Annotated in this window: 13 protein-coding genes and 1 pseudogene; 1 reads left to right on the forward strand and 13 read right to left on the reverse strand. The window is 51.5% G+C overall.

From position 1 onward, the window contains the following. Window positions 1-35: 35 nt before the first annotated feature. A complete protein-coding gene (gene fbp / locus RFN81_RS15495) occupies window positions 36-1,040 on the reverse strand; it encodes a class 1 fructose-bisphosphatase (protein ID WP_264496677.1) in 1,005 nt (334 codons plus the stop codon). 168 nt (window positions 1,041-1,208) lie between these two features. Here fbp and mpl point away from each other — a divergent pair, with 168 nt between their 5' ends. After that, window positions 1,209-2,585 (forward strand): UDP-N-acetylmuramate:L-alanyl-gamma-D-glutamyl-meso-diaminopimelate ligase, encoded by a 1,377-nt coding sequence (gene mpl, locus RFN81_RS15500; RefSeq protein WP_264496678.1) that lies wholly within the window; start codon window positions 1,209-1,211, stop codon window positions 2,583-2,585. 93 nt (window positions 2,586-2,678) lie between these two features. Here mpl and RFN81_RS15505 read toward each other — a convergent pair whose 3' ends face one another. The 12 genes and pseudogenes from RFN81_RS15505 to RFN81_RS15560 all read right to left on the reverse strand — a co-directional run bounded on the left by RFN81_RS15505 (window position 2,679) and on the right by RFN81_RS15560 (window position 16,267). Next, window positions 2,679-3,977: an adenylosuccinate synthase gene (locus RFN81_RS15505; protein WP_264496679.1), complete on the reverse strand. Its 1,299-nt coding sequence runs from the start codon at window positions 3,975-3,977 to the stop codon at window positions 2,679-2,681. Between the two features lie 100 nt (window positions 3,978-4,077). Beyond that, the gene (locus RFN81_RS15510; RefSeq protein WP_264496680.1) at window positions 4,078-4,278 is read right to left on the reverse strand and encodes a DUF2065 domain-containing protein; all 201 of its coding nucleotides are present in this window, start codon (window positions 4,276-4,278) and stop codon (window positions 4,078-4,080) included. 111 nt (window positions 4,279-4,389) lie between these two features. Beyond that, window positions 4,390-5,385 (reverse strand): protease modulator HflC, encoded by a 996-nt coding sequence (hflC, locus tag RFN81_RS15515; protein ID WP_264496681.1) that lies wholly within the window; start codon window positions 5,383-5,385, stop codon window positions 4,390-4,392. Window positions 5,386-5,388: 3 nt separating this feature from the next. Beyond that, entirely contained in the window at window positions 5,389-6,648 is a 1,260-nt protein-coding gene (hflK, locus tag RFN81_RS15520; protein ID WP_264496682.1) for an FtsH protease activity modulator HflK, read from the reverse strand. A gap of 93 nt (window positions 6,649-6,741) precedes the next feature. Then, on the reverse strand, window positions 6,742-8,022 hold the full coding sequence (gene hflX, locus RFN81_RS15525) for a ribosome rescue GTPase HflX (protein WP_264496683.1): 1,281 nt from the start codon (window positions 8,020-8,022) through the stop codon (window positions 6,742-6,744). 94 nt (window positions 8,023-8,116) lie between these two features. Further along, entirely contained in the window at window positions 8,117-8,416 is a 300-nt protein-coding gene (gene hfq, locus RFN81_RS15530) for an RNA chaperone Hfq (RefSeq protein WP_264496684.1), read from the reverse strand. A gap of 138 nt (window positions 8,417-8,554) precedes the next feature. Continuing rightward, window positions 8,555-9,535 (reverse strand): tRNA (adenosine(37)-N6)-dimethylallyltransferase MiaA, encoded by a 981-nt coding sequence (gene miaA, locus RFN81_RS15535; protein ID WP_264496685.1) that lies wholly within the window; start codon window positions 9,533-9,535, stop codon window positions 8,555-8,557. Further along, window positions 9,528-11,495 carry a DNA mismatch repair endonuclease MutL gene (gene mutL / locus RFN81_RS15540; RefSeq protein ID WP_264496686.1) on the reverse strand — a complete coding sequence of 656 codons (1,968 nt, stop codon included), beginning with the start codon at window positions 11,493-11,495 and terminating at the stop codon, window positions 9,528-9,530. Before mutL ends, miaA begins: the two co-directional genes overlap by 8 nt. A 51-nt stretch (window positions 11,496-11,546) precedes the next feature. Continuing rightward, window positions 11,547-13,214, reverse strand: coding sequence for an N-acetylmuramoyl-L-alanine amidase AmiB (amiB, locus tag RFN81_RS15545; protein WP_264496687.1), 1,668 nt, complete (start codon window positions 13,212-13,214; stop codon window positions 11,547-11,549). After that, on the reverse strand, window positions 13,211-13,693 hold the full coding sequence (gene tsaE / locus RFN81_RS15550) for a tRNA (adenosine(37)-N6)-threonylcarbamoyltransferase complex ATPase subunit type 1 TsaE (protein ID WP_264496688.1): 483 nt from the start codon (window positions 13,691-13,693) through the stop codon (window positions 13,211-13,213). The genes amiB and tsaE overlap by 4 nt, the downstream gene beginning before the upstream one ends. A 40-nt stretch (window positions 13,694-13,733) precedes the next feature. Continuing rightward, window positions 13,734-15,279: pseudogene (gene nnr, locus RFN81_RS15555) on the reverse strand (bifunctional ADP-dependent NAD(P)H-hydrate dehydratase/NAD(P)H-hydrate epimerase). 97 nt (window positions 15,280-15,376) lie between these two features. After that, window positions 15,377-16,267, reverse strand: coding sequence for a hypothetical protein (locus RFN81_RS15560; RefSeq protein WP_264496689.1), 891 nt, complete (start codon window positions 16,265-16,267; stop codon window positions 15,377-15,379). Between the last annotated feature and the right edge of the window lie 42 nt (window positions 16,268-16,309).

Genomic DNA, 16,309 nt, shown 5'->3' on the forward strand with positions numbered 1-16,309 from the left:
TTGGCAAAACCTCTGGCAACACGGCATGACGCTAATTAGTCATCGGGGTATTCACGGATAAAGCGTTCAACGTCATTTACCATCGATTTTGTCCCGACAAAGAAGGGAGCTCGCTGGTGCAGTTTTTCCGGCTTGATATCAAGGATGCGGTTTTTACCATCACTCGCCTTACCGCCAGCCTGTTCAGCCAGAAACGCCATCGGATTGCATTCGTATAATAAACGCAGTTTGCCTTGCGGATAACTCGCCGTGCTCGGGTACAGGTAAATACCGCCTTTCAGCAAGTTGCGATGGAAATCCGCCACCAGAGAACCAACATAACGCGAGGTATAAGGACGCTGCGTCTCTTCATCCTGTTCCTGGCAGTATTTGATGTATTTCTTTACGCCAGTAGGGAATTTGATGTAATTCCCTTCGTTAATAGAGTACATATTCCCTTTTTCTGGGAAATGAACCCTCTCATGCGAAAGGCAGAATACCCCCAGCGATGGATCGTAGGTAAAAGCGTGAACGCCGTGACCCGTGGTGTACACCAGCATGGTTGAAGAACCATAGACAATGTAGCCCGCCGCTACCTGCTGGCTACCCGGCTGCAAGAAATCCGCTTCGGTGACGGAGGTCCCCAACGGGGTAATACGGCGATAAATAGAAAAAATCGTCCCGACGGAGACGTTAACATCAATATTCGACGAACCGTCTAGTGGATCCATCAGCACGACATATTTCGCGTTTTCCGCCTTATCGCCTTCGAAAATAACGATTTCGTCTTCTTCTTCCGAGGCGATGCCAGCCACTTCGCCCCGCGCTTTTAACGCCGCTTTCAGTTTCTCATTGGCATACAGATCGAGCTTCATCTGTACTTCGCCTTGAACATTAGAAATCCCGCTGGTGCCCAGGATATCAACCAGACCCGCTTTATTGATATCGCGGTGGATAATCTTGGCACCCAGTTTAATAGCAGACAGCAGCGCGGTAAGCTCACCTGTGGCGTGAGAGAAATCGTGCTGTTTTTCGACGATAAATTCGCCTAACGTTTTCATAACACTATTCCAAAATCTACGGATGAAAAGCGGTTTCATTTCTGCACCGCCAACGTTTGCGCATGCAGTGTAGCCCAAAGAGAAAGTGAGTACCTAGTCAAATCCATTTCTTATGGTGGATTCATAGCGGTAGAATGTGCGCAGGCTCACTGTGAAGATGGAAAATGCATGCGTATTCATATTTTAGGTATCTGCGGCACTTTTATGGGCGGCCTTGCCCTACTTGCCCGCTCGCTGGGGCATGACGTGACTGGCTCGGATGCTAATGTTTATCCCCCCATGAGTACCTTACTGGAAGAGCAGGGAATCACATTGATTGAAGGATACGATCCGATACAGTTAACCCCTGCGCCCGATTTAGTCATCATCGGTAATGCAATGACGCGTGGTAATCCCTGCGTCGAAGCCGTTCTGGAGCAAGGATTACCCTATGTCTCAGGCCCACAGTGGCTACATGATTATGTGCTGCGCGATCGCTGGGTCATCGCCGTCGCAGGAACACATGGAAAGACGACCACGGCGGGCATGATCGCTTGGATATTGGAAGATTGTGGCTATCAGCCCGGTTTTGTCATCGGCGGCGTTCCCGGCAACTTTTCGGTGTCCGCACGCTTGGGCAACCGCCCGTTTATCGTACTTGAAGCCGATGAATACGATTGCGCATTCTTCGACAAACGTTCCAAATTTGTTCATTATTGCCCGCGCACGCTGGTGCTTAACAACCTTGAGTTCGATCATGCCGATATCTTCGACGATCTAAAAGCCATTCAGAAACAGTTTCACCATCTTGTGCGGCTAGTTCCCGGTAGTGGGAAGATTATCTTGCCCTCTCATGATATTAACCTCAAACAGGTGATGGGCATGGGATGTTGGAGTGAACAGGAACTGGTCGGCGAAGACGGCGTTTGGCGGGCACAAAAAGTGGCGACCGATGCTAGCCAATATCAGGTGTATCTAAATAATGAGCTCGTCGGTGAAGTCCACTGGCAATTAGTGGGCGAACATAATATGCACAATGGGTTAATGGCGATTGCCGCCGCTCGCCACGTTGGGATATTACCTGCGGATGCCTGCCGCGCACTGGGCGGATTCATCAACGCACGCCGTCGTCTGGAATTACGCGGTACGGAATATGGTGTGACGGTCTATGACGATTTTGCACATCACCCGACCGCTATTCTGGCAACGCTATCGGCGCTGCGCAGCAAGGTCGGCGGTACGGCTCGCATTTTAGCCGTATTAGAACCCCGATCTAACACCATGAAGTTAGGGGTGTGCAAAAATGAGCTGGCGCCCTCATTAGGCCGCGCCGATGAAGTCTTCCTCTTTCAGCCAGCACATATTCCATGGCAGGTCGTCGATGTCGCGGAAGCTTGCGTTCAACCTGCACACTGGAGCGCTGATATCGACACCTTAGTAGAAAACATCCTCAAAACGGCGCAGCCTGGCGATCACATTCTGGTCATGAGCAACGGTGGGTTCAGCGACATCCATAATAAGCTGCTGAATGGTCTGAAACAGAAAGCGCTGAAGGCAAAGGAATAGCAGGCCGGGAGTATCGCCACCTGTAACGGTTAAAGATACAAAAAAGGACGGGGCTCCGTCCTTTTCTCGCGATATTTTCCATTAAAGGAGAAATCAGGCATCAAACGGATCGCGTAGCACCATGGTTTCACTGCGATCTGGGCCGGTGGAAATAATATCAACCGGCACACCTGTGACCTCTTCGATACGTTTAATGTAGTTCAACGCAGCCTGTGGCAGTTTACTGTAGTCTTTCACACCAAACGTGCTTTCAGACCAGCCTGGCATCGTTTCGTAAATCGGCTCAAGGCCTTCCCATCCTTCCGCAGCCAGCGGCGTGGTATCCACTTCATGGCCATTCGGCAAACGATAGCCGACACAGATCTTGATTTCTTTCAGGCCATCCAACACATCCAGCTTAGTCAGACAGAAACCCGATAGCGAATTGATCTGCACCGCACGACGCACCGCAACCGCATCCAGCCAACCGGTACGGCGACGGCGCCCGGTGGTCGCGCCAAACTCATTGCCCTTCTGAGACAGGCGCTCGCCCACGTCGTCAAACAGTTCCGTCGGGAAGGGGCCAGCGCCCACTCGCGTGGAGTAAGCCTTAACGATTCCCAAGACGTAATCTACGTAACGCGGCCCCAAACCTGAGCCAGTAGCCACGCCACCGGCAGTGGTATTTGAGGACGTCACATACGGATATGTGCCATGATCGATATCCAGCAACGTTCCCTGAGCGCCTTCGAACATCACGAAATCGCCGCGCTGATGTGCTTTGTACAAGAGATCGGAAACGTCAACAACCATCGCGGTCAGGATATCGGCTATCGCTAACACCTCATCCAGCACTTTCTGGTAGTCAACGGCCTCGACTTTATAGTAGTTAACCAGTTGAAAATTGTGGTATTCAACGATCTCTTTCAGTTTGACGGCAAAGGTTGCTTTATCAAACAAATCACCAACACGCAGGCCACGGCGTGCCACTTTGTCTTCGTACGCCGGCCCGATACCCCGGCCTGTCGTACCAATGGCTTTTGCGCCGCGCGCTTTTTCACGCGCATTATCCAGCGCGACGTGATAAGGGAGGATTAACGGGCAGGCTTCGGAAAGTAACAGACGTTCGCGTACCGGGACGCCACGCGCTTCAAGCGCCGTCATTTCTTTCATCAATGCGTCAGGCGCCAGTACAACACCGTTTGCAATGATACTGACAACATTTTCACGCAGAATGCCAGAAGGAATTAAATGAAGGACGGTTTTTTCACCGTTGATCACCAGTGTGTGGCCCGCGTTGTGACCACCCTGATAGCGCACAACATATTTAGCCCGTTCAGTCAGCAGGTCAACGACCTTGCCTTTACCTTCGTCACCCCATTGGGTGCCCAGTACGACGACGTTCTTACCCATTTCAAGAATCACCAGGTTGCTTAAAAAAGGATTCTAACATCTCACTTGGATGCTTTCAGTACTTTTTAGCACACGATTGCGCACATTTTTCCACTTAAATTTAACCGCCCATTCGGCGATGCAACATGTAGTAGATCACGCAACCTGCTACAACTATTCCCCCGCCAAAACGACGCAAAATGGTATCCGGGAACTGCGCAATACTCACTATCATCCGCCGCCAAAGACGGGGGAATAGTAGCGGCCCCAATCCTTCAAGCACCAGAACCAACCCAAGTGCCAACCAAATTGTTGAATTCATAATCGTCCCTTTAACTACATAAGAGCAAATCGCCCTCACTACTGTTCTTTACCCCAAAAAAAAGCCCGGAATAATCAACCGGGCTTGATAACAGTCATTCGTTAATAACGGTCAGCGGCGTGGCGCCAAACTGCTATCCGGTGACTTCATGTAACGGAAGAAATCGCTATCCGGACTAAGCACCATCACATCTTGGTTATTACTGAAACTGCTCTCATACGCACGCAGGCTGCGAACGAAAGAGTAGAAATCAGGATCTTTACTGAATGCGTCAGCAAACAGCTTCGCGGTTTCGGCATCACCTTCACCTCGAATAATTCGTCCTTGGCGCTCGGCTTCAGCCAGCGTGCGGGTCACTTCATAATCCGCAGCGGCTTTCAGCTTCTCAGCTTCTTCCTGACCTTGAGAGCGATGACGACGCGCGACCGCTTCACGCTCTGCACGCATACGTTGGTAAATGGCGTCAGACACTTCTGTAGGCAAGTTGATTTGCTTAATCCGCACATCGATAACTTCAATACCCAACGCCGCCATGCTGTTCGGGTTGATATGCGGTTCTTTCGTCGTGGTTTCTTGCTCAACACGCGCTGCAGCAGAAGCGATAGCATCATCGGCCTCGGAGGTTTCACCCGTGCCGGTATTCAACGCTTCGCGGACGTCCGACATCAGTTGACCACGCGAGTCAGTAACGATGCCTTTCACATCCAAACGACCGATCTCAGAACGCAGACGGTCACTGAATTTCCGTTTCAACAGAACTTCGGCCTGGGAGATGTCGCCGCCACCCGTCGCCAGATAGTATCGACTGAAATCGCTAATGCGCCACTTAATATAAGAATCAACAATCAGGTCTTTCTGCTCTTTAGTGATAAAGCGATCGGCCTGATTCTCCATCGTCTGGATACGTGCATCCAGCATTTTCACAGAATCGATGAAAGGGATTTTGAACTGCAATCCAGGCGCATAGATCAGCGGCTTATTGTCATCATCACGCAATACTTTGCCAAAGCGCATAACAATACCACGCTGGCCTTCCTGCACCACGAATAGCGACGCATACACCACCATCAGTACCAGGGCGAGGATAATTAGTAAGGGCTTACGCATCGATTATTCTCTCCCTATCCGAGTGAAGTCATCACGCTGCGCGTTGGCTTTGCGTTGATCCATGATATTTCCATTATTACTACTGCGCGTTGCGTTGCTATTCGCCGCGCTGCTGCTAGTAGGTAAACGCAGTGGGCTCGCGCTGCTATTACTGTTGCTTGACGTATTTCCGCTAGCTTGACCTTGCCCACGTAGCATCTGATCCAATGGCAGCACCATCAGGTTGCCCCCTTTGTCGTTGACCAGCACTTTACGGGTATGGCTCAACACGCGTTCCATCGTCTCGATATACAAACGTTCACGAGTAATTTCCGGTGCCGCTTTATATTCCGGTAATACCTTGGCAAACCGCGCGACTTCACCCTGTGCTTCCAGAATGGTACGGGTTTTGTACGCGCGGGACTCTTCCAGAATACGCTGAGCCTGACCGTTGGCACGCGGTTGTACTTCGTTCGCGTAGGCTTCTGCTTCCCGAATATATTGCTGTTCGTTTTCACGCGCGGCAATCGCATCATCGAATGCGGCCTTCACCTCTTCCGGCGGGCGGGCGGTCTGGAAGTTGACGTCCAGCAACGTGATACCCATGTTATACGGACGAACGGTTTCTTCCAGTACACGCTGAGTATCCGTACGCACAATGGTGCGGCCTTCAGTCAAAATTTTATCCATCGTGTACTTACCAATCACGCCGCGCAGCGCGCTGTCAGTTGCCTGACGTAGGCTGTCGTCTGCATTGGTGACACTAAATAGATACTGCTCTGGCTGAGTCACACGATACTGCACGTTCATTTCAACACGCACGACGTTCTCATCCGACGTCAGCATCACACCCGATGTCGCTAGCTCACGTACCGATTCAACGTTCACCGCGCGAACAGAATCAATGAAAGTTGGTTTCCAGTTCAAACCAGGGCCAACCAAATGGCTGAACTTACCAAAACGGGTTACGACACCGCGTTCCGCCTCTTTAATGGTATAGAAGCCCGAAGCGGCCCAAATGACAACCGCAGCGACGGCAGCGATACCGACGATCCGACCGCCCAATACCGGGCCGCCAGAATTCCCACTGTTGCTTGATCCTGAACCTTTTCTTCCCCCCAGTTCACTGAGCTTTTTGCTCAGTTTTCGGAAGATGTCGTCCAGATCAGGCGGCCCCTGATCTCGGCCACCTTTATTGTTATTTCCGCCAGAGTTGCCGCTATTATTGCTGCTCCCCCACGGGTCGCGGTCTTGTCCGTTATTACCGGGCTGATTCCACGCCATGTCTTAGCTCCATTCTTTATGATAGGTGTTCTTCAGGTTCAATATCCCAGAGTCCGTAGACTATTTTTTCGCCACTCAGACGGTTTCTGCCAGTTAGGCAATATAGTCCATCAGTTCCTGCTCTTTTTTGCAGAGGCGGTGCCAATCAGCTATTGGCATCCGAATCACCAAGCCAATTTTCCCATCCTCTTCAATCCATTCTTTTTCTATTGCCTGAAGCTGGTAAAAACGACTACGCAAGCGTCCTGCCTGCGGGGGAAGATGCAAGGTATATTCTGCGATTTCCCCGGAAAGCCGCTCAGTTAATGCCTGAAATAGCAACGGAATACCGTCACCGGTCTGGGCTGAAAGCCAGACTCGTACCGGTAGATTCTCTTCGTTGCGATCGATACGCGGAACAAAACCGTCCAGCATATCAATCTTGTTCATGACCAACAACGCAGGCACCTCGTCCGCCTCAATTTCCGCCAGAACGTCATTAACCGCCTCGATATTCTCGTCAAGACGAGGATCGGCGGCATCAACAACGTGTAGCAACAACGAAGCCTGACGTGTTTCCTGTAATGTAGCCTTAAACGCAGCGACCAAATCATGGGGTAGCTGTCGGATAAAACCTACGGTATCCGCCAGCACTGTATCACCGACATCGTCCACTTGAATGCGGCGCAATGTTGGGTCCAGCGTGGCAAATAATTGATCGGCGGCATAAACACCTGCCGATGTCATCGTGTTAAACAACGTGGATTTACCCGCGTTGGTGTAGCCCACCAGCGAAACGGTGGGAACATCGGCGCGAACCCGCGCCCGACGCCCTTGTTCACGCTGTTTTTCTACCCGTTCTAAACGCGATAGTATTTGGCTGATACGGTTGCGTAATAGACGGCGGTCGGTTTCCAGCTGGGTTTCCCCTGGGCCGCGCAAACCGATACCACCTTTCTGACGTTCCAGGTGCGTCCAACCGCGAACCAATCGGGTCGCAAGGTGGCGCAACTGCGCCAGTTCCACCTGTAATTTCCCCTCATGCGTGCGCGCACGCTGGGCAAAGATATCTAAAATCAGTCCGGTGCGATCGATCACTCGGCACTCGCATAGACGCTCCAGATTACGTTCCTGGGCGGGCGTTAATGCATGATCAAACAGCACGACAAATGCACCGGTTTCTTTTACTGCCTGAGCAATTTCTTCAGCCTTACCTTCCCCAACAAAATATTTGGGATGAGGCGCTTTACGGCTACCAGTCACAACCTGCAAGGATTCAATACCAGCAGAAGAAACCAGTGATTCGAATTCCTGCAAATCTTCCGCATCTCTATCTTGCGAGAAGTAAATATGAACTAATATGGCCCGTTCACCTGATTCATAACGGTCAAACAAGCGAGTAACCCCTTAAACAAGCAAAAAACACCACGGCACAGGAACCGAGCGAAGCATCCAGTTCTTACGCACCGTGGTGAATTGACAATACGCCTTATTCGGCGTCATCAGCGTCCTGCGACGGCTGCTGAACCGACGAATTATTACTATGATAATTGCTGCCGCCGCCGGGGTTATTGCTATGATGAGACACTGGGCGAGAGGGAACAACAGTAGAGATAGCGTGCTTATAAACCATCTGACTTACCGTGTTTTTCAACAAAATCACGAATTGATCGAAAGATTCGATCTGACCTTGCAACTTAATACCGTTCACCAAATAAATCGAAACAGGAACACGTTCACGCCGCAAAGCGTTCAAGAACGGATCTTGCAAAGATTGCCCCTTAGCCATTCTATATTTTCCTTATTTGTATGTTGTTTGTAACAAAGAACCCTAGGGTTCTAAAATAACGGTGTAAAAATACTGCATGCTGAGACTCACCGATTGTACACAATCACCCAACCTATGCACTAACAACCTGTATTCTCGTCAAACGTCACGTTGTATATACGTTGGCTGTATGAAACGCGAGCGCATTAACGTGCGCATGACCTCATCCAGTGCCTCATCCGGCTTCTCGCTATCCAGCCAGCAAACGTCATCCCAGCCACGTAGCCAAGTCATTTGCCGCTTCGCTAACTGACGCGTCGCGCAAATTCCACGATAAACCATCTCGTCGTAATTGATGTCACCGGATAAATATGACCACATCTGGCGATAACCAACGCAACGAATAGCGGGTAAATCCGTATGAAGATCGGGCCGGGCAAACAATGTCCGAACTTCCGCCTCAAAACCTGCCGCCAACATCTGGTGAAAACGCTGTTCAATCCGTCGATGTAACAATTCGCGCGTCGACGGAGCGATAGCAAACTGATAAACCTGATAGGGCAACATAGCGCCAGACGTTTTTGTCAGTTCAGTTAAAGTGTTACCTGAAACGAAAAAAACTTCCAGTGCCCGTAAGAGTCTCTGTGGATCATTTGGATGAATCCGAGCGGCGGCAACCGGATCGATCTCACTAAGCTGTCGATGCAGCGCGTCCCAGCCGATCTCTTTTGCTTGTGCTTCAATGCGTTGACGTACGGCGGCATTAGCGGATGGCAAAGGCGAAAGCCCTTCCAACAGCGCTTTAAAATACAGCATAGTTCCCCCGACCAGCAAAGGAATACGCCCGGCAGCGGTAATTTCCGCCATTTCTCGTAACGCATCGCGGCGAAAGTCGGCTGCGGAATAGGCTTGCGCTGGATCGAGAATATCGATTAACCGATGCGGTGCCCGAGCTAATTCTTGCGCATTCGGTTTCGCCGTCCCGATATCCATCCCTTTGTAAATGAGGGCGGAATCTACACTAATCAACTCTACTGGCACATATTCTCGTAATGCCATTGCCAGCGCGGTCTTCCCTGATGCCGTTGGCCCCATGATAAAAATAGCCGGCGGCAACGCCGCCTGTTCAACATCAACCATGCTTTAACGCCTTGATGGCAATTTGAATATCCATCATATATAAAAGTTCGGACGGCGGCGTTTTCGCCAACTGTGGACAAAGCCGCTCGACATCGGCCAATAACTGTATCGCCTGAGAATGGCTCCAGTTTTCCTGCGCACTCTGCAAGCGTGTCGCTATCCACGACGCCACTTCGCCAGGTGTTATCTGCTGCGTCTCACGGCCCTGAAAGTCGGCCAGATAGCCTATCAGTTCAGAGATCAAGTTTTGTAAATTTTGTTGGCGCAACGGTAAAGGTACGGCGTGCAGCGTGGCACGCGGTGACTCAACCACCACATCAATACCAAAATGCTTCAGTAAATCGTGGTGAGCAGATAAGGTATCTAATTCCTGTCTGCTCAGCGTCAGACGTTGAGGAATTAATAACGGCTGCGCCCGCAACCCTTCAGGCGGCGGTGTCAACTGTGCCGCTTTCAGATAACGTTCCGCAACGGGGAGCGATAACATCGCTAGCCCCTTATGGTATTCCAACAACGCATAACACGGCGGATATACCGTCAATACCCGACCAAAACCGTTCGATTGGCTTTCCAGCGGCGGCTCTACGGAGGAATCCGGCGCATTATAACTGGCCGTATTATCGCGCGCGACGCGGGTCGGAAGGGAGTCATGCAACGCCGTAGGCGACACGATATCCACTGGCGCAACACCATTTTGTGACGGTATCTCGGCAACGTTATCAGTCGGACTTAACAGCGCCTTATACAGTTCACCCTGCTTTTTCTGGTACGGATTCTCCGGCTGGTAACCGGAATACGCAGATCCCCGCGCCCGAACAGCACGCGGAGCTGGCTTCTCTTGCGAGGATGGTTCAGTACGCGGCGGTTGCGCAAAATGATTCTCGCCTGCGGCAAGGCGATTCTCCTGTTGCCACTGCGCGGGTTTCCCCGTCGCCGGTTCGATAATGCCTAGTGTTGGCGAAGCAGCCTGTTGCAGAACAGACATTACCGCCTGATAAATAAAATCATGCACCAAACGCGCTTGATGGAAACGCACCTCATGTTTGGCAGGATGCACATTGACATCCACTTGGTGCGGGTCGATCTCTAGATATAACACATAGGCGGGCTGCTGATCGCCGCTGAGTTGGTCCTGATATGCTTGCCGAATCGCGTGATTAATAAGCCGGTCGCGCATCATACGCTGATTCACATAGCAATACTGCATATCAGGCAGTTGCTGTGCCCCGACGGGATCGGCGACCCAGCCATGAATAGTGAGATCGTCGTGGTGCCATGACACCGCTAACGCATGCTGCAAGAATGTCACACCACAGATATTGCCCAAACGACGCTCATGCTGACTGGGATCTGATGCGGCGCGATATTGTCGTACCCGCTTACCGTTATGATGTAGCGTGATGTCGACATCAAAACGCGCCAACGCGATGCGCCGCACCACCTCGTCAATGTGCGTGAACTCCGTCTTTTCTGTGCGCATAAATTTACGGCGAGCAGGCGTATTATAAAATAGATCCAGGACTTCCAGCGTCGTGCCCACCGGATGCGCGGCAGGTTTAACCACCACCGCCATCTCGCGCCCTTCGGCATAAGCCTGCCAAGCCTCGGTCTGTTCGGCAGTGCGTGATGTCAAGGTTAGGCGGGAAACCGAACTGATACTTGCCAGCGCTTCGCCGCGAAACCCCATGCTGACGATCGCTTCAAGGTCGTCTAGCGAAGCAATTTTACTGGTCGCATGGCGCGCTAGCGCCAACGTTAATTCTTCCTTTCCGATACCAGATCCATTGTCGCGAATGCGAATTAACTTCGCACCACCGCGTTCAATATCGATATCAATCCGGGTCGCCCCTGCATCCAGGCTGTTTTCCACCAATTCTTTCACGACCGATGCCGGACGCTCAACCACTTCTCCGGCAGCGATCTGGTTAGCCAACTGCGGTGGTAACACCTGAATCGGCATGGCGTATCTCCCTTGCAATCCTTAAACTATCAACATCGTCAGCATGGTGGCTCAGGAAGACGGAATAATCAGCGTTTGACCCAATTGAACCGTGCCGGAACGCATATTATTCGCCTGTTGAATGTCTTTCATGCTGACGCCGTAATGGGCGGCAATCGCACTGAGGCTATCGCCCCTTACGACCTTATGCTTCATTGCGATTGGCTTGTTAGCGCCAGGCGCGGATGTTGCCTGTCGCGTACCCGTCACCGGAATCGTCAAACGCTGTCCCACCCAAACAATGTCCTTATTAATTTTATTGGCACCGCGTATAGCCGCGAGGCTGACGCCATAACGCCGCGCAATAGAAGAAAGCGTTTCGCCGCGTTTAACGACATGCCGCGTACTGCTGCCACGCGCCGCAGCCGCAGTGATATCGCTCGACGGCACAGCACTACTTGCCGCGGATGCCCGTTTGGGGAGTCTATTTTGCGGTGTTGATTGCAACGGATGCGTCTGGAAGTATCCCCTCAGCCCACGATAAATCGCATTGGCAATCTTTTCCTGATAACTGTCACTGCCCAATAGACGCTCTTCCGTAGCATTACTGATAAACCCGGTTTCTACCAGCAGAGAAGGAATATCTGGCGAACGTAACACCCCAAGGCTGGCATGTTCCGGGAGTCGTTTGTGCAACCCGCCAACGCGCTGAAGTTCACGCAATACCTTGGTCGCCACGTCGTATCCCACACGTTGAGAATGGCCAAATTGCAGATCCAATACCGCCTGACTGAGATAAGGATCGTCACCACTGTTTGCTAATAGATCGCCAGCCCCTCCCAATAACTCGGATTGCTTCTCGTGTTGCTCCAACCAATTTGCCATTTCACTATTCGCTCTACGGTTGGATAACACCCAAACCGATGCGCCTTTGGCATTGCGATTCGGTGCGGCGTCCGCATGGATCGACACCAGCAAGTTCGCGCCCTGCTTACGTGCCACATCCGAACGGCCCATCACGGAGATAAAGTAGTCACCGTTGCGTGTCAGCACGCCTTTAAAGGCAGGATCCCTATTCAGCAAAACTTGCAATTTACGCGCAATAGAAATGGTGACATTTTTCTCCTTCAGCCCACCAGCGCCAATCGCTCCCGGATCCTGCCCGCCGTGACCGGCATCAATCGCCACAATAATGCGTTCATTACCTCGCCGAGTTGCTACGCGATTCGATGACGTTCGATTATTTGCGACAGACGCTGCGTTATTAGTAAATGGATTTTTGGCCGGTTCTACCGACGTGTTACGCTGCTGTCGTGACGGCGGAGGCGCCGAAGCGGTTACTGTTTTGGCTTTATTACTGGCGATCGTGAACACCACGTCGTAGCCTGAACCTTGTTTGTGTGTCACCGCCCGTGTTTTAGCCGCTTGGGTCAGATCCAACACCAGGCGTAAACTTTGCGCATCCTTTGGCTTGCTGGTGCGTACACGCTTGATCAGGTTTTTCCCGCTGAAATTCAATGGTAGCCCTTGAATAACGGCACTCTGCCGAATGTCGATAACCACCCGGTCAGGATTAGTCAGGGGAAAAAAAGCATAAATAGGTTGGCCGCTAAAGCTCAGGCGTACCGTAGCTTGGCCCGATGCGTTATCCACCTTAATATCCGACAGATTAGCCGCCCACGCCGTCCCTATCAGCATCAATCCTATACCGATTAACAGCTTAGCTATGCGACTTATCATAATTCCGATATTCCTGGCAGAAGAGTAAATTGTTTTAATATCGTGTCTCCTGCCATAGAGACCGCAGACAGTTCCGCTTGCCGCCCTTGCTCCTGATAGTGTAGATACAGTTCGATATCTGCGTCGGGCAGCAGGCCTGCGCCCTGTTGCGGCCATTCAATGAGACAAATGGCATCCTGTGTCAGGTAATCGCGAATTCCCATAAACTCCAACTCTTCTGGATCGGAAAGTCGATAAAGGTCAAAATGATAGACGGACAATGGCGATAATGCATAAGGTTCGACTAACGTATAAGTCGGGCTTTTAACATTGCCTTGATGCCCTCGCGCCTGTAAGAACCCGCGACTGAACGTCGTTTTCCCTGCGCCGAGATCGCCATATAAATGAATGACACAAGCGCGGTCGCAGGCTTGCGCCAGTGCCGAGCCTAATGCAAGCGTGGCTGCTTCATCCGGCAGTAGTAAGGCTATTTTTTTCATTCTTGAGTTCTACGTGAAATCAGTGCTAAAAACCGCTGCGTTAAAAAAATACCCGTTCGGGATTCACATATCGGAACAACACAGGCAATAAATCGGTTGCCAGTATGCCTCGGGTGCCGCGCTGCGCGGCTATTTCATCGGCCGCTGCGCCATGCACCACACAACCGGCACAGGCAGCATCATAGAGTGAGAGCTTTTGCGCCAGCAAACCACCGATAATACCGGATAACACATCGCCCATGCCGCCGGTCGCCATGCCGGGATTTCCCACATCGGCAATCGCAATGTCGTCTTGTTCGCTGGCAATCACCGTGCCCGCCCCTTTTAACACCACCACGCCGCCATAACGTTTCGCCAATTCTTTGGCTGCGAGCAAACGATCGCTTTCAATATCAGATACACGGCAATGGAGTAAACGCGCCGCCTCTCCTGGGTGGGGTGTTAGCACGCGATTCTGCCGCTTATGTGGATTGATTGCCAGCAGGTTAAGTGCATCTGCATCCCATAACATGGATTTGTTACAATTTTCTGCCAGATTTAGCGCATTTTTACTCCATTCATCCTGCCCTAAACCGGGTCCAATGACGATGACGTTTGCCCACGCCAGCCCGCGTTGCAGCGTTTCTGACGTCAATTCTTGTACCATTAGCTCAGGCCGTGCCGCCACAAACGCCGCTTGATACTGTTTGTGAGTAAGTACTCGCACCAACCCCGCACCGCTATGTAAGGCCGCATTAGCAGCCATGAATACGGCCCCCCCCTAATCCAGCGTTACCGCCGATAAGGAGCAGCCGACCGTTATCGCCCTTATGTTGTCCAGCAGGGCGCGGCGTCAACCATTGAGGCAAATGTGCGGCCGTTAGCCGTTGTATCGGCGCGCTTTGCTCATCCAACCACGTTTGCAAACCTAATGAATGATAGTGTAGTTTCCCTACACACTCGCGAGCGCAGCCAGTCAACAACCCCGGTTTCAGCGCAATAAACGTCACTGTCTGCGCCGCACGAATTGCAACGCCCGCACAGGCGCCAGTCTCAGCGTGTAAACCAGAAGGAATATCCAGTGATACAATAGGGGCAGGATAAGCATTAGCCTGGGTAATTAGCGTAGCGTAAGGGCCCCGCGGCGCAGCCGAAAGACCGGTTCCCAGTAGGCCGTCAATAATAAGTTCGATCCCTTCGGGCCAGGGAATATCCGCATTCTGCGCAGTGATATCCTGAACACGCCCTCCTTGCTCTAGCCAACGCTGACGGGCAAGACTCGCCTCTTCAGGCAACGGCTTATCGCTGGCGCAGGCAATCACCTCCACGTCAATACCCGCCGCAGCCGCCAAACTGGCGACCACATATCCATCACCACCATTGTTGCCATGGCCAACCAGCACCCGCCAGCGTTTGGTTAAAGGATAGCATTGCCGAGCGACCTGAAATGCGGCGTCTCCCGCTCGCTGCATGAGCGTCCATAGCGAAAGCCCTGACTCGCTAGCCGCTCTGGCTTCTTCATGGCGCACCCATTCGGCATAAAACACCGAATCAGGTAACATCGTTTTTGCCGCATCGAATCGACAAGGCTCACTGGCGTTATGCATGTTGTTATCCATCAGTCGTATGGGCATTGAACATGCATTCCAAGTTAGCAAGATCTACCCGTGTTCGCCAGAGAGAACGAGTAGACGTTCAGGCGAACTAGCTGGAAAGAGGAGGGAGAGAGGCGAAGAACTGTTCAATCCGCTTTAGCGAGTATTGCAGCGTTTGTTCGCTAAAAGCGCTTTTTAACACATCAACCGCACCCGATATAAAGTTCGATGGAGTGGACACATCAATATCGGCAAATGGATTACTTATTTCGGTCTGTTCCAACTCGTTAACCTGTTTAGCTAAATTACTCTGATACTCGCGTCCCCAGTCAGGGTGCTTGATCGCAGCATCACTAACGAAACTTACCAATTCCTCTAATCCTTTTACCGCATTGCCGGATTCGAGAGCTTCAAAATATTTCGCATATCTCTCCGGCTCTTTCTCTTTCATAATCGCACTCCAATCTACCTTGTATTCAGTCGTTCCAGGTATATATGAAGGAGGGTTGTAATAAGAGACATTGCCTGTTGGGTCAGTCGACCGCGTTTGCGAAATGGCGGCAATTTGTTTCATCGTATCCAGAAAGGATTGTTTCTGAGCGTCACTGATATAGTGTTCAGCCAGATAGGTAGCCTGAGAAATCCCCAGTGCTAATGAGGCTTGACGTTGTTCCCCGCTGACAGCGGTGCTGTTCATGAAATTTTCATCAATAATATGGTAAACCGCCTGAGACACCTGCTCGGGCAGATCGGCTAGCGCCTGTGACAACGCCTTGTCGATATCGGAGGAGAAAAAACGGGGGGCTGGCTGCGATATAATATCGTCTTGTAACTGTTTTCGCCCTTCCTGACTGATTTGTACCGGGTCAACATCAAAGGTCATCGCCGATTTATCCACGTTGGACTGCTGGACAGCCTGCCGCTGGTTAACATCAATACTGAGATCCATGCCGTGAAGCATGGGGCGATAAAAAGATAAAGATAATGGCGCCATTTCCATGTAGACCCCCAGAGTTTTATAATTAGCGCGATGCGGTACTTT

Origin of the sequence: Pectobacterium cacticida (assembly GCF_036885195.1) — a bacterium.
Classification (GTDB): Bacteria; Pseudomonadota; Gammaproteobacteria; order Enterobacterales; family Enterobacteriaceae; genus Pectobacterium; species Pectobacterium cacticida.

Excerpts from the sequence above, each read along its gene's own strand:
- fbp (WP_264496677.1), bottom strand. The coding sequence starts at position 1,040 with ATGAAAACGTTAGGCGAATTTATCGTCGAAAAACAGCACGATTTCTCT.
- miaA (WP_264496685.1), bottom strand. The coding sequence starts at position 9,535 with ATGGTTGATGTTGAACAGGCGGCGTTGCCGCCGGCTATTTTTATCATG.
- mutL (WP_264496686.1), bottom strand. The coding sequence starts at position 11,495 with ATGCCGATTCAGGTGTTACCACCGCAGTTGGCTAACCAGATCGCTGCC.
- RFN81_RS15505 (WP_264496679.1), bottom strand. The coding sequence starts at position 3,977 with ATGGGTAAGAACGTCGTCGTACTGGGCACCCAATGGGGTGACGAAGGT.
- RFN81_RS15560 (WP_264496689.1), bottom strand. The coding sequence starts at position 16,267 with ATGGAAATGGCGCCATTATCTTTATCTTTTTATCGCCCCATGCTTCAC.
- mpl (WP_264496678.1), top strand. The coding sequence starts at position 1,209 with ATGCGTATTCATATTTTAGGTATCTGCGGCACTTTTATGGGCGGCCTT.
- hflK (WP_264496682.1), bottom strand. The coding sequence starts at position 6,648 with ATGGCGTGGAATCAGCCCGGTAATAACGGACAAGACCGCGACCCGTGG.
- amiB (WP_264496687.1), bottom strand. The coding sequence starts at position 13,214 with ATGATAAGTCGCATAGCTAAGCTGTTAATCGGTATAGGATTGATGCTG.
- hflC (WP_264496681.1), bottom strand. The coding sequence starts at position 5,385 with ATGCGTAAGCCCTTACTAATTATCCTCGCCCTGGTACTGATGGTGGTG.
- RFN81_RS15510 (WP_264496680.1), bottom strand. The coding sequence starts at position 4,278 with ATGAATTCAACAATTTGGTTGGCACTTGGGTTGGTTCTGGTGCTTGAA.
- hfq (WP_264496684.1), bottom strand. The coding sequence starts at position 8,416 with ATGGCTAAGGGGCAATCTTTGCAAGATCCGTTCTTGAACGCTTTGCGG.
- tsaE (WP_264496688.1), bottom strand. The coding sequence starts at position 13,693 with ATGAAAAAAATAGCCTTACTACTGCCGGATGAAGCAGCCACGCTTGCA.